The sequence below is a fragment of the Clostridium sp. AF22-10 genome, assembly GCF_003478725.1.
Lineage (GTDB): Bacteria > Bacillota > Clostridia > Lachnospirales > Lachnospiraceae > Otoolea > Otoolea fessa.
In genome coordinates this window covers 16,475-36,978 of the sequence record NZ_QUFZ01000004.1, presented here as the reverse complement: position 1 = coordinate 36,978, position 20,504 = coordinate 16,475, and the positions used below count along the sequence as shown (strand labels likewise).

General features: G+C 39.6%; 18 protein-coding genes and 1 pseudogene. 18 read left to right on the top strand and 1 reads right to left on the bottom strand.

The window, feature by feature from the left end; all coding sequences use genetic code 11:
• Positions 1-12: 12 nt before the first annotated feature.
• The 9 genes and pseudogenes from DWX91_RS03930 to DWX91_RS03890 all read left to right on the top strand — a co-directional run bounded on the left by DWX91_RS03930 (position 13) and on the right by DWX91_RS03890 (position 9,056).
• Positions 13-216 (top strand): hypothetical protein, encoded by a 204-nt coding sequence (locus DWX91_RS03930; protein WP_008789327.1) that lies wholly within the window; start codon positions 13-15, stop codon positions 214-216.
• Positions 203-2,011 (top strand): VirD4-like conjugal transfer protein, CD1115 family, encoded by a 1,809-nt coding sequence (locus DWX91_RS03925; RefSeq protein ID WP_008789328.1) that lies wholly within the window; start codon positions 203-205, stop codon positions 2,009-2,011. The genes DWX91_RS03930 and DWX91_RS03925 overlap by 14 nt, the downstream gene beginning before the upstream one ends.
• A gap of 19 nt (positions 2,012-2,030) precedes the next feature.
• Positions 2,031-2,393: a glutamyl-tRNA amidotransferase gene (locus tag DWX91_RS03920; RefSeq protein ID WP_118175073.1), complete on the top strand. Its 363-nt coding sequence runs from the start codon at positions 2,031-2,033 to the stop codon at positions 2,391-2,393.
• 73 nt (positions 2,394-2,466) lie between these two features.
• Entirely contained in the window at positions 2,467-3,303 is an 837-nt protein-coding gene (locus tag DWX91_RS03915; protein WP_118538331.1) for a hypothetical protein, read from the top strand.
• 135 nt (positions 3,304-3,438) lie between these two features.
• Positions 3,439-3,804, top strand: a complete 366-nt coding sequence (locus tag DWX91_RS03910; protein WP_023920514.1) for a PrgI family protein — start codon at positions 3,439-3,441, stop codon at positions 3,802-3,804.
• Positions 3,797-6,126, top strand: a pseudogene (locus DWX91_RS03905) (DUF87 domain-containing protein). The gene DWX91_RS03910 and the pseudogene DWX91_RS03905 overlap by 8 nt, the downstream one beginning before the upstream one ends.
• Positions 6,127-6,139: 13 nt before the next feature.
• Positions 6,140-6,541 carry a DUF6075 family protein gene (locus tag DWX91_RS03900; RefSeq protein WP_002594682.1) on the top strand — a complete coding sequence of 134 codons (402 nt, stop codon included), beginning with the start codon at positions 6,140-6,142 and terminating at the stop codon, positions 6,539-6,541.
• Between the two features lie 6 nt (positions 6,542-6,547).
• Positions 6,548-7,315 carry a class B sortase gene (gene srtB, locus DWX91_RS03895; RefSeq protein WP_118538329.1) on the top strand — a complete coding sequence of 256 codons (768 nt, stop codon included), beginning with the start codon at positions 6,548-6,550 and terminating at the stop codon, positions 7,313-7,315.
• Between the two features lie 37 nt (positions 7,316-7,352).
• Positions 7,353-9,056 (top strand): lysozyme family protein, encoded by a 1,704-nt coding sequence (locus DWX91_RS03890; RefSeq protein ID WP_118538327.1) that lies wholly within the window; start codon positions 7,353-7,355, stop codon positions 9,054-9,056.
• 64 nt (positions 9,057-9,120) lie between these two features.
• Here the strand turns inward: DWX91_RS03890 and DWX91_RS03885 are convergent, their stop codons facing one another.
• The gene (locus DWX91_RS03885) at positions 9,121-9,573 is read right to left on the bottom strand and encodes a hypothetical protein (protein WP_015512786.1); all 453 of its coding nucleotides are present in this window, start codon (positions 9,571-9,573) and stop codon (positions 9,121-9,123) included.
• 225 nt (positions 9,574-9,798) lie between these two features.
• Here DWX91_RS03885 and DWX91_RS03880 point away from each other — a divergent pair, with 225 nt between their 5' ends.
• The 9 genes from DWX91_RS03880 to pglX (DWX91_RS03840) all read left to right on the top strand — a co-directional run bounded on the left by DWX91_RS03880 (position 9,799) and on the right by pglX (DWX91_RS03840) (position 20,504).
• Positions 9,799-10,134, top strand: coding sequence for a helix-turn-helix domain-containing protein (locus DWX91_RS03880; protein WP_002594686.1), 336 nt, complete (start codon positions 9,799-9,801; stop codon positions 10,132-10,134).
• 202 nt (positions 10,135-10,336) lie between these two features.
• Positions 10,337-10,543, top strand: a complete 207-nt coding sequence (locus tag DWX91_RS03875) for a helix-turn-helix domain-containing protein (protein WP_101069754.1) — start codon at positions 10,337-10,339, stop codon at positions 10,541-10,543.
• Positions 10,544-10,616: 73 nt separating this feature from the next.
• A complete protein-coding gene (locus tag DWX91_RS03870) occupies positions 10,617-11,219 on the top strand; it encodes a DUF1819 family protein (RefSeq protein WP_118278844.1) in 603 nt (200 codons plus the stop codon).
• A 3-nt stretch (positions 11,220-11,222) separates the two neighbouring features.
• On the top strand, positions 11,223-11,798 hold the full coding sequence (locus DWX91_RS03865; RefSeq protein ID WP_118538423.1) for a DUF1788 domain-containing protein: 576 nt from the start codon (positions 11,223-11,225) through the stop codon (positions 11,796-11,798).
• A gap of 13 nt (positions 11,799-11,811) precedes the next feature.
• A complete protein-coding gene (brxC, locus tag DWX91_RS03860; protein WP_118538325.1) occupies positions 11,812-15,429 on the top strand; it encodes a BREX system P-loop protein BrxC in 3,618 nt (1,205 codons plus the stop codon).
• A gap of 20 nt (positions 15,430-15,449) precedes the next feature.
• The gene (locus DWX91_RS03855) at positions 15,450-15,917 is read left to right on the top strand and encodes a hypothetical protein (RefSeq protein WP_118538323.1); all 468 of its coding nucleotides are present in this window, start codon (positions 15,450-15,452) and stop codon (positions 15,915-15,917) included.
• Positions 15,914-16,753 (top strand): hypothetical protein, encoded by an 840-nt coding sequence (locus DWX91_RS03850; RefSeq protein WP_118538321.1) that lies wholly within the window; start codon positions 15,914-15,916, stop codon positions 16,751-16,753. Before DWX91_RS03855 ends, DWX91_RS03850 begins: the two co-directional genes overlap by 4 nt.
• A 17-nt stretch (positions 16,754-16,770) precedes the next feature.
• Entirely contained in the window at positions 16,771-18,849 is a 2,079-nt protein-coding gene (gene pglX / locus DWX91_RS03845) for a BREX-1 system adenine-specific DNA-methyltransferase PglX (protein ID WP_118538319.1), read from the top strand.
• A complete protein-coding gene (gene pglX, locus DWX91_RS03840; RefSeq protein WP_118538317.1) occupies positions 18,840-20,504 on the top strand; it encodes a BREX-1 system adenine-specific DNA-methyltransferase PglX in 1,665 nt (554 codons plus the stop codon). Before pglX (DWX91_RS03845) ends, pglX (DWX91_RS03840) begins: the two co-directional genes overlap by 10 nt.

The window sequence follows — 20,504 nt, the reverse complement described above, 5'->3', positions numbered from 1 at the left end:
CGGAGGGCAGATATGGAAAAAGAAAAACTCTACCACATTGCTTTGGACGATTATGAACACGGTGTTGTCATTCGCTCCTTAAACGATGAGAAAACAAAGTTGATGGAGGAAGGCAAGTCCGCAGACGCAGTAGACGACCTGCTTGTAAAAGTCGGAAATGCCCCATTGAAAAAGTTCAAAGTGATTGAAAGGAAACGCTCAGATGAAGCGAGATAATGACAGGCAGACTGCCATTATTTTATCCATTGTCGGTATCGTTCCGGTCATATGGCTGGCACTTCTGATTGCACCTTCCATAAGCGGAGGATTGCCGGAGATAGCAGCCAATCTTGCGACACTCTTTGATAATCCATTTTCCATAAAATTATGTGGGGACAGCCTGAAAACTGTCCTCATTTTACTTTTATGCTATGGAATGGGTATCGGGATTTATTTCTCAACAAGAAAGAATTACCGCAGACGAGAGGAACACGGTTCTGCCAAATGGGGCAATGTCAGAGCCATTGATAAAAAGTACCGACAAAAGCCGCTGTCAGAAAATAAGCTGATGACTCAGAATGTGTGCATTGGACTTAATGCCAAGAAGCACAGACGAAATCTGAATACGCTTGTGTGCGGTGGCTCCGGTGCAGGTAAGACAAGATTTTATGCAAAGCCTAATATTATGAACGCTGCAAGAAACAGCTATGTGATATTAGACCCGAAAGGGGAAATCCTGCGAGATACGGGACATCTTCTTGAGAAGAAAGGTTACGAAGTGCGTGTGCTTGATTTGATTTCAATGGAGAAAAGCCATTGTTACAATCCTTTTGTTTATTTGCAGAATGACAATGATGTGCAGAAGCTCGTAACCAATCTTTTTAAGAGTACCACTCCGAAAGGTTCACAGAGCAATGACCCATTTTGGGATACGGCAGCGTCAATGCTTCTGCTTGCACTTGTATTTTATCTGCATTATGAAGCACCGCCGGAAGAACAGAATTTTGCGATGGTAATGGAAATGCTCAGAGCCGGGGCGATTGAGGACGAGGACGACCCAAGTCCTTCTCCGCTTGATAATCTGTTTTCGGATTTGATGATAGATAATCCTGACCACATTGCTTTGAAGTATTACCACTCTTATCATTCCGGTTCTTCCAAAACATTAAAATCCATACAGATAACCCTTGCAGCAAGGCTTGAAAAGTTCAACTTGGAGAGTCTTGCTGCTCTTACCTCTGCCGATGAACTGGATTTACAGTCACTTGGAGAGAAAAAGGTGGCTCTGTTTGCACTGATACCGGATAACGACTCCAGTTTCAACTTCTTGGTATCCATTCTTTACACACAGCTCTTTCAGCAGTTGTTTTATGCAGCCGACCATATCCACGGCGGCTGTCTGCCGATGCCTGTTCATTTTATGATGGACGAATTTGCCAATGTTTCACTGCCGGACGACTTCGACAAGATACTGTCGGTTATGCGTTCCCGTGGGGTATCGGTAAGCATCATCTTACAGAACTTGGCACAGCTTAAAGCCTTGTTTGAAAAACAGTGGGAGAGCATTGTGGGTAACTGCGATGAATTTCTTTACCTTGGTGGAAATGAGCAGTCAACCCATAAATATGTGTCGGAGCTGTTGGGCAAGGAAACCATTGATACCAACACGTTCGGAAAGAGTACCGGAAGAAGCGGTAATTATTCCACCAACTATCAGATTAGCGGCAGAGAGTTACTTACCCCTGATGAGGTGCGTATGCTCGATAATCAGTACGCTATTTTATTTATCCGTGGGGAAAGACCCATTATGGATTTCAAATATGACATTATGAAACACCCGAATGTGGCACTTACCACAGACGGAAAGGCAAGTCCTTATAAGCACGGAGAAGTCACAAAAGATATTGCTTCGATTGCCATTTGGGACATTGACCCTGCAACACTTCCTGAAAAGGAAATGGAAGAAACGAACTGGGAACTTCTTTCCGATGAGGAGATGGAAGCTCTGTTCATAAACAATCAAACAAATTAAATTTTGGAGGTATTCAACTATGACTATTTTTAAGAAAAAAGCAACTGACGCTCAGGAAACAAAGAAACTGCCTATGACCGGAAAGGTTAAGAAAGGCTTCCGTGCTTATTGCACAATGGTCATTGTCGGTGCGTTGGCACTTGGAATGACAACGACTGCATTTGCAGCGAATGACCCGCTTACCGTAGTTAATAATCTGTCTGACTTTATCTTCGGACTTATCCGTGCCATCGGTATGATTTTGCTTGGCTTTGGTATCGTGCAGGTCGGTCTTTCACTCAAATCTCACGACCCTTCTCAGAGAGCCAATGGCTTCCTGACTCTTGCGGGCGGTGTCATTATCACTTTTGCGAAAGAAATCCTTACTCTTATCACAGGCTAAGATAAGAGTTACACAGTTATCGAGGGGTGTGCCAAGTTAAGGTACACCCCTTAATTGTAAGGAGGTGCTTTGAATGAGTGATAACTGGGTAGTTCAAAATCTTGAAAATGCCCTTGAAACTTGGAATGAAAAACTGTCGGAAATATGGGCACTCATCACAACTACACCGCAGAACTTTAAGGGCGGGAATATCTGGAAGGTTATTGTTGACATCAACGGTGCAGTTCAGGCTATCGGGCTTGCTTTACTTGTATTGTTTTTTGTGATAGGTATGGTAAAGACCTGCGGAAGTTTTACAGATGTGAAGAAACCGGAACACGCACTGAAACTCTTTGTTCGTTTTGCACTGGCGAAAGGTGTTATCACATATGGAATGGAGCTTATGCTTGCTTTATTTAATATCGTGCAAGGGACAATTTCAACCATTATGAATGCTGCCGGATTTGGAACTCCGGAACAGACGACCTTGCCCGCAGAGATGGTAACGACCATAGAGGACTGCGGATTTTTCGAGAGTATTCCCTTGTGGGCGGTAACGCTTATCGGAGGATTATTTATCACGGTGCTGTCGTTCATTCTGATAATGACGGTGTACGGAAGATTTTTCAAGTTGTATATGTACACAGCACTTGCACCGATACCGCTTTCCACATTTGCAGGAGAACCTACACAGAATGTCGGCAAGAGTTTTATCAAGAGCTATTGTGCCGTTCTGCTTGAGGGAGCAGTTATTGTACTTGCTTGTATTATTTTCTCCGTATTTGCATCATCGCCGCCAGTAGTGAATCCTGACGCAGCAGCAGTTACGCAAGTGTGGGCATATATCGGGGAACTGGTATTTAATATGCTTGTTCTTGTCGGTGCAGTGAAAATGTCTGACCGTATTATCCGAGAGATGATGGGACTTTAAGGAGAGATTTTGAGATGAACCAAAGAGATTGTAAGAAATGTGTTTACTATGGTGGTAAACGGAAAGGCAAAGTCTTTTGCCTGAATGATAAATGCGTGAGGGAGAAAGACCGAAACCGCAGGAAAGGAAACAGATATGGAAGTAAAAATTAACCGAGAAATCAGAAATTATACAGAGTCAATGTTTTTTGGACTGTCGCTCAGACAGTTCATTTTTTCTGTTCTCGCTTGTGGCGTTGCGGTAGGGCTGTATTTCTTGCTCAGACCGTATGTTGGCACGGAAACCGTATCGTGGGTGTGCATTTTGGGTGCTGCCCCGTTTGCGGCACTTGGCTTTGTGAAGTACAACGGTATGACCGCAGAAAAAGCAATCTATGCGTGGATAAAATCGGAGTTTTTGATGCCGAAGAAGCTGGTGTTTCACTCCACCAATGTGTATTACGAACTGATGAAGCCAAGCATTGAACAGAAACAGAAGGAGGTATTGAAGTCAAATGATTAAGACTCTTACGAACCTGTTTAAGCAGGATAAAGAAAAATTTGTTGTACCGAAAGGGGTGCAGGACGTGATTCCCGTAGCAGCTATCTTTGATGATGGCATTTTCAAAGTGGGAAAGGATAAATATTCAAAGACCTACCGCTTTACGGATATTAACTATGCAGTGGCAAGCCGTGAAGATAAGGAAGCGATGTTTCTTGAATATTCCGAACTTCTGAACTCTCTTGACAGTGGTGCAACGACAAAAATCACAATCAATAATCGTCGGCTCAACAGACTGGATTTTGAGCAGACAATCCTTATTCCGACAACCGGAGATAATCTGGACGAGTATCGAGAGGAATACAACAAAATGCTTCTTGATAAGGCAACGGGTGCAAACTCCATTGTTCAGGATAAGTATATTACCATTTCCATCAACAAAAAGAGTGTGGAGGATGCAAGAACTTATTTTGCCCGTGTCGGTGCAGATTTGATTGCTCACTTCGGCAGGCTTGGAAGTAAGTGCGTGGAACTGGAAACAGACGAAAGACTTCGTATTTTCCACGACTTCTATCGTGTGGGAGAAGAAAGTTCTTTTCACTTTGATATTAAGGAAACAAGAAAAAAGGGACACGATTTTAAGGACTATATCTGCCCTGACACAATGGAATTTGAAAAGGACTATTTCAAGATGGGAAACCGTTATGGAAGAGTCCTTTTTCTTCGTGAATATGCGTCCTATATCAAGGACAGTATGGTAGCGGAACTTACGGATATGAACAGAAATCTGATGATGTCCATTGATATTGTTCCCGTTCCGACTGATGAAGCAGTAAAGGAAGCAGAGAACCGTCTGCTTGGTGTGGAAACCAATATCACAAACTGGCAGCGTAGGCAGAATGCCAATAACAACTTCTCTGCAACTGTTCCGTATGATATGGAGCAGCAGAAGAAAGAAATGAAAGAGTTCCTCGATGACCTTACGACCCGTGACCAGAGAATGATGTTCGCTGTTATCACAATGGTTATTATGGCAGACAGTAAGGAACAGCTTGAGAATGATACGGAAGCGTTACTTACCACAGCAAGAAAACATCTTTGCCAGTTTGCAACACTGAGATTTCAGCAGGTAGATGGACTCAACACGGTAATGCCGTTTGGAACAAGAAAGATTGATGCGTTCAGAACACTTACCACAGAGAGCCTTTCGGTATTTATTCCATTCAGGGTGCAGGATATTTTCCACGAGAACGGTATCTATTACGGTCAGAATGTTATCAGCAAAAATATGATTATCGCAGACCGTAAGCAGCTTTTGAATGGTAACTCCTTTATTCTCGGTGTATCTGGTGGCGGTAAGTCATTTGCGGCAAAGGGAGAAATCATCAATCAGGTGCTTTCTTCAGATGCGGATATTATCATCATCGACCTGAACGAGAGTATTCACAGCTTGTCAATGCGATGGGCGGAGAAGTAATCAATATTTCTGCTACTTCCGACAATCACATCAATGCAATGGATATGAATAAGGATTACGGCGACGGTGCAAACCCTGTCATTTTGAAATCTGAGTTCATTATGTCCCTTTGTGAACAGCTCATCGGCGGAACAAATCTCGGAGCAAAGCAGAAGTCTATCATTGACCGTTGCACGGCAAGCGTGTATCGCAGTTATCAGCAGAATGACTATCAGGGACATATACCGACCTTGCAGGATTTCAGGGCAGAACTTTTGCAGCAGGACGAACCGGAAGCAAAGGAACTGGCACTTGCCATTGAACTTTTCACACACGGTTCTCTGAATACCTTTGCAAAGCAGACGAATGTGGATACTAATAATCGCCTTATCTGCTATGACATTCTTGACTTGGGTAAACAGCTTATGCCGATTGGTATGCTTGTTGTCCTTGACTCTATCCTGAACCGTATCACACAGAACCGTGCAAAGGGTAAGAATACCTTTATCTTCATTGATGAGATTTATCTTCTGTTCCAGCACGAATACTCTGCAAACTTCCTCTTTACCTTGTGGAAGCGTGTGAGAAAATACGGTGCATACGCAAGTGGAATTACCCAGAACGTCGATGACCTTTTGCAGAGCCACACAGCGAGAACAATGCTTGCAAACTCAGAGTTCATCATTATGCTGAATCAGGCTTCCACAGACAGGCTTGAGCTTGCAAAACTTCTGAATATTTCTGACCTCCAGATGTCCTATATCACGAATGTGGAAGCAGGACACGGACTTATCAAGGTGGGAAGTTCGCTTGTACCGTTTGCAAACAAATTCCCTAAGAACACGAAACTTTATAAACTGATGACAACCAAACCAGGCGAAGCATAAGGAGGGATTTACAATGTCTAAGATTCAATTTCGCAATGCTGCACACAGAGATTTTGTATTGGAAAATCTGGATAAGTGCAAAGTCAACGACTGCTATCACAGAGCATTTTTCTATGTGATGGGTATTTCAGAAGAAACGAGAATGAACATCGGAAAGATGTTTGATTTTAAGAGGGACTGCATCATACCGGAAGGTATGCACGGCGGTTGGCAGACAAGTGGCACAGTTAAGGTCTGCCACCTTGCCTTTAATCTCTGGAATGGATTTACGGAAGAAGGCAGGGAAAATCTCTATACACCGGAGGAACTGTTCTGTTGTGGATATGCTCCGTATTTCATGGAGGGTATCAAGTTGAGGTATCCGGAGTATTGCAGAGATTTGACTCCACCTAAGAGAAACGATATGGAAAGGTAAGAGAAAATGAGCAGAAAAATCTATATTATTATTGCGATGGTGTTTACGGTAGTGTTGTCTGTAAGCACCTTCTTTATTATCCGTAATCACATTGACTCTGCCAAGCAGAATGAAGTCTATGATAACCTTGCGGAGATTGTGGAGGACGAGCCGCCAAAGGAAAATGAGGGCGTGACGTTTTTGGAAGATAAGGACTATCTTGCGGAATATTTTGAACTTTATCGGCAGAATGAGGATATGGTGGGTTGGGTAAAGGTTGAGGATACCAATATCAACTATCCGGTCGTGCAGTCTGTAAATGAACCGAACTTCTACCTGAAGCATAAGTTTGATAAGACCTATTCCGCTTATGGCTGTCCATATGTGCAGGAAAATTGTGATGTGCAGAAACCTTCAGATAACATCATTATTTACGGACACCACATGAATGACGGTTCTATGTTTACGGGACTGATGAAGTACAGAAACAAGAGCTTTTGGGAAGGTCATAAGACGATTACCTTTGATACACTGACGGACAGACACCAGTATGAAGTGATTGCAGTCTTTAAGGTGGTTGTTTATACAAACAGCTCTGACAGCTTTAAGTATTATGAGTTTACGGACGCAGAAAATGCGGCAGAGTTTGATGCGTATGTTGCCAAGTGCAAGGAACTTTCTCTGTATGATACCGGAGTATCGGCAGAGTATGGCGACAAGCTGATTTCTCTTTCTACTTGTGAATATTCAAGAAACAATGGCAGGCTTGTTGTTGTAGCTAAGAGAGTGGATTAAACCCCACTCTCTATTATTTTCGAGAAGGAGGAAACCGATGGCTGATATAAAAACAAGAGATACAAGCAAAGGTACAATCAAGACCATAAATAAGGCAGCAGTTGCCACGGAGCGAATGAAGAAAGCTTATGTGATGACGAAAGATAAGGCAGAACATTCTACCAATGCTTCGGAAAATTCCGCAGAGGAATATGCTTCTGATAAAATCGAAGTGGCAACGGATAGGACTGTTCATGAAACAGCATACCGTGCAGATAAAGTCGGCAGATGGGGTGTGCGTGAAACAAGACAGAATTATCAGAAAGCCAAAACGGGAATTGAGAATTTCAAGACCAAGCGTGCAGAGAAACAGCTTCAGAAACAATCGGTCAATCCTGTCGGAAAACAGAGCATCCGAACTCTGGAGCGTACGGAGAAAACAATTAAACAGTCTGCAAGGTCGGTAGGAAATACGACAGTCAAGACCGTATCGAAAGGTGCAACCAATACTGTTCAGAGGTCGGTCAAGACCGCAGAACAAACGGCAAAGACTTCTATTAAGACCACAAAAGAAGCTGCCATTATAGCACAGAAAACAGCAAAAACAACAGCCAAAGCAACACAGAAAGCGGCTCGGACGGCAAAGAAAGCGGCGAAAGCCACAGCAGATACCGTCAAAGCCACAGCGAAAGCTACTGTTGCGACAGTCAAAGCGATTATTGCAGGGACAAAAGCACTTGTAGCAGCAATCGCCGCAGGCGGTTGGATAGCGGTGCTGATTATTATGATTGTCGTGTTGTTTGGTGCTGCCGTAGCAATGTTCGGAGGAGGGAGTGACAGTAATTCCTATACTCCGGTAAGTGCAGAGGTAGAAGCCTATGAACCCATCATACAGAAGTATGCCAAAGAGTACGGCATTCCTGAGTATGTAGAACTTATCAAGGCGGTTATGATGCAGGAAAGCGGCGGCAGAGGACTTGACCCTATGCAGGCAGCAGAGGGAAGTTTCAATACAAGGTATCCGCACGAACCTAATGGAATTAAAGACCCTGAATATTCTATCCAGTGTGGAGTTCAGGAATTGAAAGCGGCTCTTACTTCGGCAGAAGTGGAAAGTCCGATAGATATGGAGCATATCAAACTTGCCTTGCAAGGCTACAACTTCGGTAATGGGTATATTTCTTGGGCAAAAACAAAGTATGGCGGTTATTCTTATGCCAATGCAGTGGAGTTTTCCACTCAGCAGGCACAAAGGCTTGGTTGGGACAGTTATGGAGATACCCAATATCCGGCTCACGTTCTGAGATACTATCCGTATGGGCGAGCCTTTACTGCCGGAGGTAATCAGGCGATTGTTGAGGTTGCCTTGACACAGCTAGGCAATCAGGGCGGACAACCTTACTGGAGCTGGTACGGCTTTAATAGTCGAGTGGAATGGTGTGCCTGCTTCGTATCTTGGTGTGCTGACCAATGCGGGTATATTGAAAGCGGACTTGTTCCGAAATTTGCAGGTTGCGTGGATGGTGCAAACTGGTTTAAGTCAAATGGAAAATGGCAAGACCGCACTTATGAACCAAAGGTAGGAGATATTATCTTCTTTGATTGGGAAGGCGACGGTACAACAGACCACGTTGGTATCGTAGAGAAGTGTGAGAATGGCACAGTTTATACCGTAGAGGGCAACTCAGGCGACGCCTGCAAGCAAAGACAGTACGCAGTCGGAAGCAGCAATATCTATGGATACGGTATTCCGGCATATTAAAAATTCCAGACGGTGTCTGGAAAATTGAAAAGATGGCTGCTCAGTTGAGTAGCCATCGGGTACATTATGAGAAATCAGTTGTTTCTCTGTTATTCAGGAAAATATGGTGTGTGTGATAAGTGAAGCTGAAAAGCATATCGGCATTTTCTTTACTGCCGTCTAAAAAGGAAATATCATCGGCAAGGATAAAAAGAATTGCTAACAGCTTCTTGATATATCCAGTGTAGCAGGCATAATCTACATAGATGTTGGCGATATATCCCTCGGCAAATTCTATCAGGTCAGCGTCAATTTCAAAGCTATTGGATAGTTCGTAAACGGTTTTGATAAATTTATCCTTGTCAGCAATTCGCTCTTTACTTGGAACACTTCTGCGGTTCTTCTGTATAAATTTTAAAAAATCATCAGCTTCCGTAAAGTCGGGAGTGACTGAGCTGTCAGTTCCCAAATCTGTTTTGTAATCCTCAAATTTCTCTTTTTCAAACCGATTACTGAATATTATCTTTTGTTCGTCCATTCCTTTTACCCCTAAGTTTATTCTATGGAGATTGTTTAACTTGGCTCTTGGGTTGTGATTTGTCTTTCGCCATTAACAATCGTGAATTACTACTTTTATAGTATAACATAAAAATAGTTGGGAATCATCACTAATAGTTGGTTTGACTTCCTTTGGGTGCGTGTGATTTGAAATCGACTTAACCTATACTATTAGTTATGGAAACACACTAAGGGAGGTGATGTGATGAAGCTCGATACAATCGGCAAGAATATAAGAAAGTTCCGACTTGCGAGGAAATTACGCCAAGAAGATTTGGCTGAGAAAACAGATTTGACAACAAATTATATTGGTATGGTTGAGCGTGGAGAGAAAATTCCGTCACTCGAAACTTTCATAAAGATAGTAAATGCTTTAGGTGTATCATCGGATATGGTTCTTACAGATGTTCTGGAAACGGGATATACAGTCAAGAACTCAATGCTGAATGAGAAGCTTGAGAAACTTGCTCCTGAAGATAGAAACAGAATTTATGAAGTCATAGATACACTTGTGAAGCAGTCAAAGCAAATACTTCCATAAAACACAGAAGTTCGTCCTAATCGACGAGCTTTCTTTTTTTGCTTTGAATTACTTTACTGTTAGGTGTTAGCAAAAAATGACACCTAATCAATGACGGGTTGCGAATAAATGTCCGTATCTTGAAAAAATAGATTATTTATGGTATGATGTTAATCGAGTAACTGTAACCAGAAGAAGCGGAGAATACAAAGGAGAGTTACAGATGAGAATAAGCTATAATAAACTTCAAAAACTTATGATTGATAATCAGATGAAAAGACAGGATTTAATGCGTGCAGCAGAAATTTCATCATCTGTTGCGACGAAGTTGAATAAGAACGAAACAGTATCTCTTGATGTCCTGATGAGAATTTGTAAAGTGTTCCATTGTGATATTGGGGATATATGTGAAGTTATATTGGACGAATAGAAGGAACATAGCTTCCGGTAAAAAAATAAAATTGGATATTAAAAGGCTTAATGTCCACCAAAGGGTGAATTAGATGGTAGAAGAAACATATAGTGCAGGATTGATTTCCCAATCATTCTGGTTTGTTGAAATGAAGAAGGTCATCAAGCTGATTGACGATGGAAAGTCCGAAGAAGAAATTAAAAAAATGTGTATAGACGAAAATCTTTTTGGTGCGGCAAAAGAGTATCGAGCCAAAAGGATATATGGATACATTTGGAATAGAGCCAAAAGATTGGATAAGACACTGATTGACTTGTTTTGTACTTCTGACTTGGCAACCCAAAAGGTAATCAATTTGATTGCCATTCTCAGGTCAGACCGATTGTTCTTTGAATTTATGTTTGAAGTGTACCGTGAAAAAAATATACTTGGTATTCCAGTAATCGAAGACGCAGATGTAAATATTTTTTTCAAGAATAAAGAAATTCAAAGTGAAGATATTGCAGCTTGGACAGATGGTACAAAACGCAGGCTTCGCTCAATATATTTTAACTATTTGACTGATGCAAACCTTTTAACGGCTGTTGAGAAGAAGAAAACCATAACGCCACCAATTCTTGATATTGCTTTAGAGCGTTATCTTGAAGCGTGTGGAGAGAGTGCAATGATTAAAGCAATTACGGGGGTGGACTAAATGATGTCGCTTGATGAACGATTAGATAAAGCAGAAGAAATGATACAAAAACCCTCGTTTAGAGAGAACAAAGGGTTAGGTAATGAAGTCGGATACTATATCTTTGATTATCCGGCTGAAAAAGAATTGTATATCCGTGAGAGGATAGAATACATCAAGAAAAAAAGTGAAAACTCAGATGATGATTTCAAAGTTGTAGTGTTTGACCTTTACGACATTATGATTGATATTCTTATCAGAAAAGGATATTTAGAAAAGTGTTATCAGTTTGAAAAGACAAAAGGCTTTGAGAGAGTATCAAAATCCATCAGCAATATGCTGAGGATAACATCATCAGACAGTCTGATAGTGAATCATATCAGGGATAATACGCCGGAGAAAGCGGTTGTGTTTATTACTGGTATTGGAAAGTGCTATCCGATATTGCGTTCACATACGGTACTGAATAATTTACATCAGGTCATAGATAATGTTCCGGTAGTGCTGTTTTATCCGGGCAATTATGACGGTCAGGAACTGGTACTGTTTGGAGAGATAAAGGACGATAACTATTACAGAGCATTTAAGCTCGTGGATTAAGAGGAGAGGGAATATGATTATCAAGAATATGTTTTCAAAGCCTATTGACAGAGATATTAAAGGCGTAATCAAAGTTGGACAAGATGACGATGCAAATATTAAGCAAGAGCTTGAAGAATATGTTGTGACAAGAGAACTTCAGAAGCATTTTTCTGATTTCTTTGCGAGCTATAAGAGGGGAATTACCGGAAATACAGACAAGATGGGCGTGTGGATTTCCGGCTTCTTTGGAAGTGGTAAATCTCACTTCCTGAAGATTTTATCCTATCTCCTTGAAAATAAAGAAGTTGGCGGTAAGAAAGCGATTGATTACTTCGTAGATGATAATAAAATTTCTGACCAGATGGTACTTGCAGATATGAAACTGGCAGGTACGATCCCGACGAATGTTGTCCTTTTCAATATTGACTCTAAAAGCGAAGTGAATGGCAAACAGTCTAAGGTTGCCATTGTTTCCGTATTGCAGAATGTGTTCAATGAAATGCAGGGATTTAGTGGTTCTAATCCGTTCCTTGCAGATTTGGAACGCAAATTGACCGAAGAAGGAAAGTACGATTTATTCAAGGAAAAATTTGAAGATAGCTTTGGTTCTACTTGGGAGGAATCACGCAGCGACTTTGATTTCATTCAGGACGATGTGGTAGAAGTCCTTGATGAGATTGAATTTATGAGCATAGAAGCTGGTAGAAATTGGTGTGAGAAAGCTACCGGAGAATATACATATAAGGTTGAGGATTTCGCCAGACTTGTTAAGAAATATCTTGATAAAAAAGAGAGTAATCATCATATCGTATTCCTGATTGATGAGATTGGACAGTATATAGGCGATGATTCTAAACTTATGCTGAATCTTCAGACTGTAACAGAAGATTTGGGTACTGCCTGCGGCGGTAAAGCTTGGATTATCGTAACAAGTCAGCAGGATATTGATTCGATTACAAAAACAAAAGGAAATGACTTCTCGAAAATTCAGGGACGTTTTGATACCAGACTTTCTCTTTCATCTGCCAATGTTGATGAAGTAATCAAAAAGAGAATCCTTGAAAAGAACGAAGCAGGAAAACAGACACTTACACTGCTTTATGATGATAAGGCGACAGTCATTAAGAACCTGATTTTGTTTAATGATGGTGTTGAGAAAAAATTATATTCCGACAGAGAAAATTTTGCGGACATCTATCCGTTTATTCCATATCAGTTTAATTTACTTGGAAGTGTGCTGACTTCCATTCGTACTCACGGTGCATCCGGTAAGCATCTGGCAGAAGGCGAGCGTTCTATGCTTGCATTGTTTAAAGAATCTGCCGTAAAAGTTATGAACGATGAGCCAGGAACAATTGTGCCATTTAATATGTTCTATGACGCCCTTGAGCAATTCCTTGACCATTCTCACAAGGGTGTTATTTCCCGTGCCTTAGATAATGAGTATCTGAATCCGAATCACGAAAAGGAATGTTTTGATGTTAATGTACTGAAAACACTCTTTATGATTAAGTACGTTAAGGAAATCAAAGCAAATATTGAGAATATCACAAGTCTTATGGTATCGAATGTAAATGATGACCGTATGGCTCTTGCACAGCAGGTAGAGGACGCATTGAAACGTCTTGTTCGTCAGACGTTGGTTCAGAAGAACGGGGATATTTATGTATTCCTGACAGATGAGGAGCAGGAAATTAACAGGGCGATTGAATCACAGAATGTAGATTCCGGAGAAGTTATTGCAAAGGTATCCGAGATGATTTTTGATGGTCTTTACGATGAAAAGAAATATCGCTATCCGGCATTCAACGGAAGATATGCGTTTGCTTTTAATCAGGTTGTTGATGATAAGCCGTATAAGGCAAATCAGAATAATGATATAACATTGAAAATCCTTACTCCGAACAGCGATGAGCGAGCAGATGAAACGACAATGAGAATTCTGTCCGGTCAGTCAAGCTGTGTGCTTGTAGTATTGCCTGATGACAGAACGTTTCTTGATGAAATCCGTTCTGCTTTGCAGATAGAAAAATTTATCCGCTTTGATGCTACAAATACAGTTACACAGTTTGAAAGCATTAAGGAAGCCAAGAAAGTGGAAATGCGTGAGAGAAACGATGCTGCAAAGTTGTTCCTTTCAGAAAGTTTAAAGAATGCAGAAATCTATGTGAATGGCGATAAAATTCAGAGCGGAGCAAAGGAAATTGCATCCAAGATAAATGAAGCACTCGGCAAGTTGGTTTCAACTGTTTATCATAAGTTGTCTTATATTGATACGGCAATGAGCGAGTCGGATATACGCACACTGTTTAAGAATAATGGACAGCAGCTTACTCTTGCTGGTACAAATACCGCTAAGAATGAATTAGCTCTTCACGATGTTAATGACTATATTGCTTTGAACACACAGCGCCACATGAAAACCTCTATGAAGTCCATTCTGGAACGCTTCTTGAAAGCTCCGTATGGATTTGTAGAAGCCGATGTGCAGTGGCTTGTCGCTAAGTTGTTCAAAGATGGCGAAATTGCAATGTTCGTTAATAACGATGCAGTTACATTGCTTTCAAAGACTCCGGAAGAAATTATCCGTTATCTGACACGCAAAGAGTTTAATGAAAAGCTGATGACAGAGAAGCGTGTAAAAGCGAATGAAAAGCAGAAGAAATCTGTCCGTACAGTAATGAAAGAACTCTTTAATGTTACTTCGGCAAGTGATGATGACGATGCGATTATGAGAAGTTTTCTTGGTTATGCATCAAATCTGAAGAATGACCTTGAAAAATTGGATATTCACTATGCGACACAGCCTGCATATCCGGGCAAACAGCTTATTGCTTCTGGAAAAAAGCTGATGGCTGATGTTCTGCAAATGAAATATTCCAATGAGTTCTTTGCAGGTATTGACAATAAAAAAGATGATTTCCTCGATTTTGCTGAGGATTATGAGCCTGTTAAGAAGTTCTTTGGGGGAGAACAAAAGGGCATATTTGATAAAGCTCTGAAGCTGATGAAGATTTATGATGACAGTAAGACATTCATTGTAAATAGTGAGATTGAAGCAGTTGTTGCGGACATCAAGTCTATTTTGAAGAAATCTGTTCCTTATTCAGAAATCTTTAAATTACCGGATTTACTGGACACGTTTATCAATCTTTACAGCAAACTCCTTAACGAAATGCAGAAGCCGATAGATAATGCCATTCAGGAAGCAAGACAGCGTGTTTTTGAAGAACTGCAAGACAAGAAATGCCACGATAAATTAGCTGATAAATATGTAAATCTGTTCAGAGAAATCAGTGACAAGGCAATGAGCTGTAACAATGTGGCTACATTACAAAATATCAAAGTGGAAGCAGACGCACTCAAAGTCCGCTGCTTAAATGAAATTGAAAAAGAAGAAGCGAAAATCATTGCAGCAGAACAGCCTGCTCACGTTGCAGAAACCGGAAACTATGGCGGAGAAACGATTGCTCCGGCTACACCTGCTCCAAAGGTAAAGAGAAAGAAAACTGTTAGTATTAAATCTATCAACAATGCGACAACTTGGCAGCTTGAGAATGAAGCAGATGTTAAGAAGTACGTTGCAGAACTTGAGAAGAAACTGATGAATACATTGGAAGAAGATACGATTATCAATATTGAGTTCTAAGAGATTGGGAGGTGTAAGCCTTGTCAACAGAAAATTTTACAATATCTATTCAGGGAGATAGCGAAGGATATGTGACTTTCGAATGCCCATACTGCAATTCAGAATTTAAGTTGCAAGCCGGAGAATATCAAAATGACGATGAGCCCTTTGAAGAACTGTTTTGCCCTTACTGCGGTCTGGCGAAAGAAAAGAATGAATTTCTATCAGCAGAGGTAATCGAGCAGGCACAGGCAATCGCTTATAACTATATGGTAGAAGAATTGAAAAAGACCTTTAAGAAAATGCAAAGGTCGCTTAATCGTTCTAAAGGCTTGATAAAGATAAAAATGGATTATAAGCCATTGAAAAAGGTTGCAACGAAAGAATTAAAGGATAAGGATACCACAGAAACAGAGTTTAAGTGTTCTTGCTGTGGTCGCAGAGTAAAGGTACTTTATTGTGCAGGAGCAGCGAAGGTATTTTGTCCGTATTGTGGGGTGGATATATGAACAGATTAGGATTAAGAAAACTGAGTTTAGAATTTCGTAGATTATCAAGCAATTTGCTTAATAGTACAGACGACACAGCAGATATAAATCTTTCTCGATTCCTCAAATTTATAAATGGAAACGAGTTAATTTCCGGAATCATTCAGGATAAAATATCAGGTGTCGATTATGATTTTAAAGAATGCTATGATATTGGCTCTGCTGATTGGGCTGATTATACTCCGCCAGTAGATGAAGCCTGCCATATAAAGGCACAGTATGATTATTTGAATTTTATAAATAACGAGAATACAGTTAATGTCAGAAGTCAGGCTATGAATTATTGTTGGTCGGATAAAAAAATAAATACAATTATACAAAATTTTCTTGATATGGCATTTAAGCCGCTTATAGATTATATTAACGACCAACTTTCGATGAAAATGATTGTTTATGACGAGGAGGAAAAAGCTATGGGCGGAAATACATATATTCAGAATATTGAAACTGTCAATGGCTCTGCAAGTCAGCAGAACAGTGGCGTGATAAATACTTATAACACTACAAATGACACAGGTTCTATGCTTGAGTTAATTGACAAATTACTTGCTTCATTGCCTGAGATACAAGGTGTTGATGCAGAAGAAATTGAGAATGTAAAAGACGATTTGGAGATGGTTCAGGAACAGTTGAAAACCGATAATCCGAAAAAGAACCGTATAGGAAAAGCTCTTGTAGGTATCAAAAAGTTTGCAGGTGATTTTTCTATGAAACTTGCAGTAACACTTGCTGCCGGAGCAGTTACCGGAGCAGATTGGGGTATGTTACTGCAACAGCTTGAAAACTTTATTAGATAAGAGATGGAGAAAGCAAGATGAACAAAACAGCAATAAAAAATTTTTCTGTATGGGCAAGAGAAAAACTTATATCAGATATCATATATAAGGCAAGTATGATTGGCATCACGGAAGATGGAATTGCAGATGAGTTACCTCAGTCAACAAATGACTTGCATTTTTTTGATATTGGAACGAAAAATTATGCTGAGATTTCGAGAGATGAGATTAAACAGCGTAATGCATTAGTTAGTGCGATTAAGAAAAAAGAAAGAGATATTCAAAATTATAAAGAAGCATTTAGATACCTGGTTGAAGAAGTTGCATATACTTGGTTCAACCGTTTGATTGCGATTCGTTTTATGGAAGTCAATGATTATTTGCCGTCTGGTGTTCGTGTGCTTTCTTCTGAGAATAAGGCGAAGAAAGAGCCTGATTTGGTAACGATGCCGTTTGACACAGATTTGGAATTTACATCATCTGAGCAGGATAAAATAATCCAACTGAAAGACGATAATGAATTAGATGAGTTGTTCCGTATTCTTTTCATTAAGCAGTGCAATAAACTTCACGATATTTTACCTGATTTATTTGAAAAGACAGATGATTACTCAGAACTATTGCTTACAATTCCGTTTACAGACCCAGATGGAATTATATATCATCTTGTGAACGATATTGAAGAAGTTGATTTCCGCATTAACGATGAAATGTATACCGATGATGGAAAAATAAAAGCTGATGGTCAGGTCGAAATTATTGGTTGGTTGTATCAATACTATAATATTGAACCCAAAGCAGCAGTTTTTGGACGAGCAAGCGGAAAGAAAATATCGAAAGAAGAAATTCCGGCGGCAACACAGCTTTTTACACCGGATTGGATTGTTCGTTATATGGTTGAAAATTCATTGGGTAGAATTTGGATAGAGGGACATCCAGATAATTCTTTGAAAGATACTTGGAGATATTATATTGATGAAGCAGAGCAAGAACCTGATGTTGTAGCTAAACTTGAAGAAATTAAATCAACATATAAGGAGTTGGCACCGGAAAGCATTAAGATAATAGACCCGTGTATGGGTAGTGGTCATATTCTTGTATATGCTTTTGATATACTTATGCAGATATATGAGAGCTATGGATATACGCAGAGAGATGCTGCACGTAGTATATTGAAAAATAATATTTTTGGTCTTGATATTGATAAACGTGCATATCAGCTTGCATATTTTGCAATTATGATGAAAGCTCGTCAGTATAATCGCAGAATACTAACTTCGGGAATAGAGCCTAATCTCTGCTACATTCAAAGCAGTAATGATTTATCCGAGTATGCACTTGAAAAAATGGACGATTATAAATCCATTACTCAACAGCTTATAACTGAATTTAAGTATGCCAGTGAATATGGTAGCGTTTTGAATGTTTCGCTATCAGAAGAAGATTTGCAAAATATTCAAAATCAAATCGATTATCTTGAAACGCATAAATATGATGGAGATTTAATACATCAGTCGAATTGCAATGAAGCCATTGCAACGGTCAAGCCTATATTGAAGCAGGCAATAATGCTTGTACAAAAGTATGATGTAGTAGTAACCAATCCACCGTATATGCCGGTAAGTAATGCCGGTGCAAAATTAAGTGATTATGTCAAAGAAAATTATCCGGATAGTAAAACGGATTTATTTGCGGTATTTATTGAGCGATGCAAGGAAATGTTGAAAGTAAACGGATACCAAGCAATGATAACAATGCATTCCTGGCTATTTATATCTTCGTATGAGAAGCTACGTAAGAAAATATTATTATCTGACATAATTAGTATGGCACATCTTGGAGCAAGGGCATTTGATGAGATAGCAGGAGAAGTTGTTCAAACTACAAGCTTTGTTATGAGAAAAAGCCACTTTGAAGATTATAAAGGAACATATTGTAGATTGATAGAACCAACATCTGAAAAAGGTAAAGCAGATGAATTTTTGGCTGAGAATAATCGTTATTATGCTAAACAAAAAGATTTTGGAAAAATACCGGGAATGCCGATTTCTTATTGGGTTAGTAAACAGATAATTAAGGCATTTGATAAATATCCTCCTTGGGGGAAATGGCATTAGCAAGAAATGGAATGAAGACAGGAGATAATAATCAATTTGTTCGTTTATGGTGGGAAGTCGCAGATAGCAAATTTAATTCAACAGCGAATTCTGCTAATGAAGCTGTGCAATCAGGAGCAAAATGGTTTCCATATAACAAAGGTGGAGAATATCGCAAATGGTATGGTAATAATGATTGTGTTGTTAATTGGGAGAATGAGGGAGCTTGTGTAATCGGAAAGGCAAAAATTGAAAAACGAAATGTACAAGATTATCCTAATAAATTGAAGTTTTTGCCATCTGCAACTTGGTCACTTATTACATCAAAGCCAGCATTTAGATATAAAAAGTGTAATATTTCTGATATTGCGGGAATGTCATTTTACCCATATGATGATAATTTGCATTACTATTTAGGCTTTTGTAATACAATAATCGCTTCTGAAATATTAAAGTTGATAGCTCCAACAATCAATTTTCAGGCAGGAGATATTTCTAGATTGCCTATAATTATAGAGAAGGATAAGAAAGAAATAATTGAAAATTTAGTGAAAATGTGTATTGATATATCTTCAAATGAATGGGATTCTTTTGAAGTTTCTTGGGACTTTAAAAAGCATCCATTGATTTGTTATGAAGCAGATAAGGTATCAGTGGCTTTTGAGATATGGTCAAAAGAATGTGAAAATCATTTCAATCAGCTTAAAGCAAATGAAGAAAAACTCAATAGCATTTTTATGGATATTTACGGATTGCAGGACGAATTGACACCGGAAGTAGAAGATAAAGACGTTACAGTTCGTAAGGCAGATTTACAGAGAGATATTAAGAGCTTGTTATCCTATGCAGTTGGTTGTATGTTTGGTCGTTATTCCCTTGATACAGAAGGCATTGCCTATGCAGGTGGAAACTTCGATGATGTTTATTGGAAGTATAAAGGGCAGGCTGCATTAGACAAAAATGGCGAAGCAATAGAAGGCAGTTATGCCGGTATATCTCTTGCGGATTATCATTATCCTAAATTCCATGATACTGATGATTGGAAAACTGCAACAGAATTATCATTTGAACCTGATGCGGATAACTGTATTCCAATTACGGACGAGGAATATTTTGAAGATGATATTGTCGGTCTGTTTTGTGCTTGGCTGAAAAAGGTTTACGGAGAAGATACGCTTGAAGAAAACCTTGATTTTATTGCGAATGCCCTTGGTAATAAAGGAAAGACAAGCCGTGAAGTAATCAGAAATTATTTCCTAATAGATTTCATCAAAGACCATATTAAGACTTATCAGAAACGCCCGATTTATTGGCTTTTTGATAGTGGTAAGCAGAATGGATTTAAGGCTCTTGTTTATATGCACCGTTGGAATGCAGACACCATTGGTAATGTTCGAGTTGAGTACCTGCATCGTATTCAGCGTGTGTATGAAAAAGAGATTACCCGTATGCAGGAAATCATTGACTATAGCCACGACAACAAGGAAATTTCCAATGCTACAAAGCGTAAAGAAAAGCTCCAGAAACAGATTAAGGAAACCAAAGATTATGATGCTAAAATCGCTCATTTGGCTCTTTCATGTATCGACATCGACCTTGATGACGGTGTAAAAGTCAATTACGAAAAAGTCCAGACCGTCGATGGAAAGAAAATGCAGATTTTAGTGAAGATATAA

Coding starts and splice junctions, on each gene's coding strand:
- DWX91_RS03930 (WP_008789327.1), top strand. CDS start 13: ATGGAAAAAGAAAAACTCTACCACATTGCTTTGGACGATTATGAACAC.
- DWX91_RS03925 (WP_008789328.1), top strand. CDS start 203: ATGAAGCGAGATAATGACAGGCAGACTGCCATTATTTTATCCATTGTC.
- DWX91_RS03920 (WP_118175073.1), top strand. CDS start 2,031: ATGACTATTTTTAAGAAAAAAGCAACTGACGCTCAGGAAACAAAGAAA.
- DWX91_RS03915 (WP_118538331.1), top strand. CDS start 2,467: ATGAGTGATAACTGGGTAGTTCAAAATCTTGAAAATGCCCTTGAAACT.
- DWX91_RS03910 (WP_023920514.1), top strand. CDS start 3,439: ATGGAAGTAAAAATTAACCGAGAAATCAGAAATTATACAGAGTCAATG.
- DWX91_RS03900 (WP_002594682.1), top strand. CDS start 6,140: ATGTCTAAGATTCAATTTCGCAATGCTGCACACAGAGATTTTGTATTG.
- srtB (WP_118538329.1), top strand. CDS start 6,548: ATGAGCAGAAAAATCTATATTATTATTGCGATGGTGTTTACGGTAGTG.
- DWX91_RS03890 (WP_118538327.1), top strand. CDS start 7,353: ATGGCTGATATAAAAACAAGAGATACAAGCAAAGGTACAATCAAGACC.
- DWX91_RS03885 (WP_015512786.1), bottom strand. CDS start 9,573: ATGGACGAACAAAAGATAATATTCAGTAATCGGTTTGAAAAAGAGAAA.
- DWX91_RS03880 (WP_002594686.1), top strand. CDS start 9,799: ATGAAGCTCGATACAATCGGCAAGAATATAAGAAAGTTCCGACTTGCG.
- DWX91_RS03875 (WP_101069754.1), top strand. CDS start 10,337: ATGAGAATAAGCTATAATAAACTTCAAAAACTTATGATTGATAATCAG.
- DWX91_RS03870 (WP_118278844.1), top strand. CDS start 10,617: ATGGTAGAAGAAACATATAGTGCAGGATTGATTTCCCAATCATTCTGG.
- DWX91_RS03865 (WP_118538423.1), top strand. CDS start 11,223: ATGTCGCTTGATGAACGATTAGATAAAGCAGAAGAAATGATACAAAAA.
- brxC (WP_118538325.1), top strand. CDS start 11,812: ATGATTATCAAGAATATGTTTTCAAAGCCTATTGACAGAGATATTAAA.
- DWX91_RS03850 (WP_118538321.1), top strand. CDS start 15,914: ATGAACAGATTAGGATTAAGAAAACTGAGTTTAGAATTTCGTAGATTA.
- pglX (WP_118538319.1), top strand. CDS start 16,771: ATGAACAAAACAGCAATAAAAAATTTTTCTGTATGGGCAAGAGAAAAA.
- pglX (WP_118538317.1), top strand. CDS start 18,840: ATGGCATTAGCAAGAAATGGAATGAAGACAGGAGATAATAATCAATTT.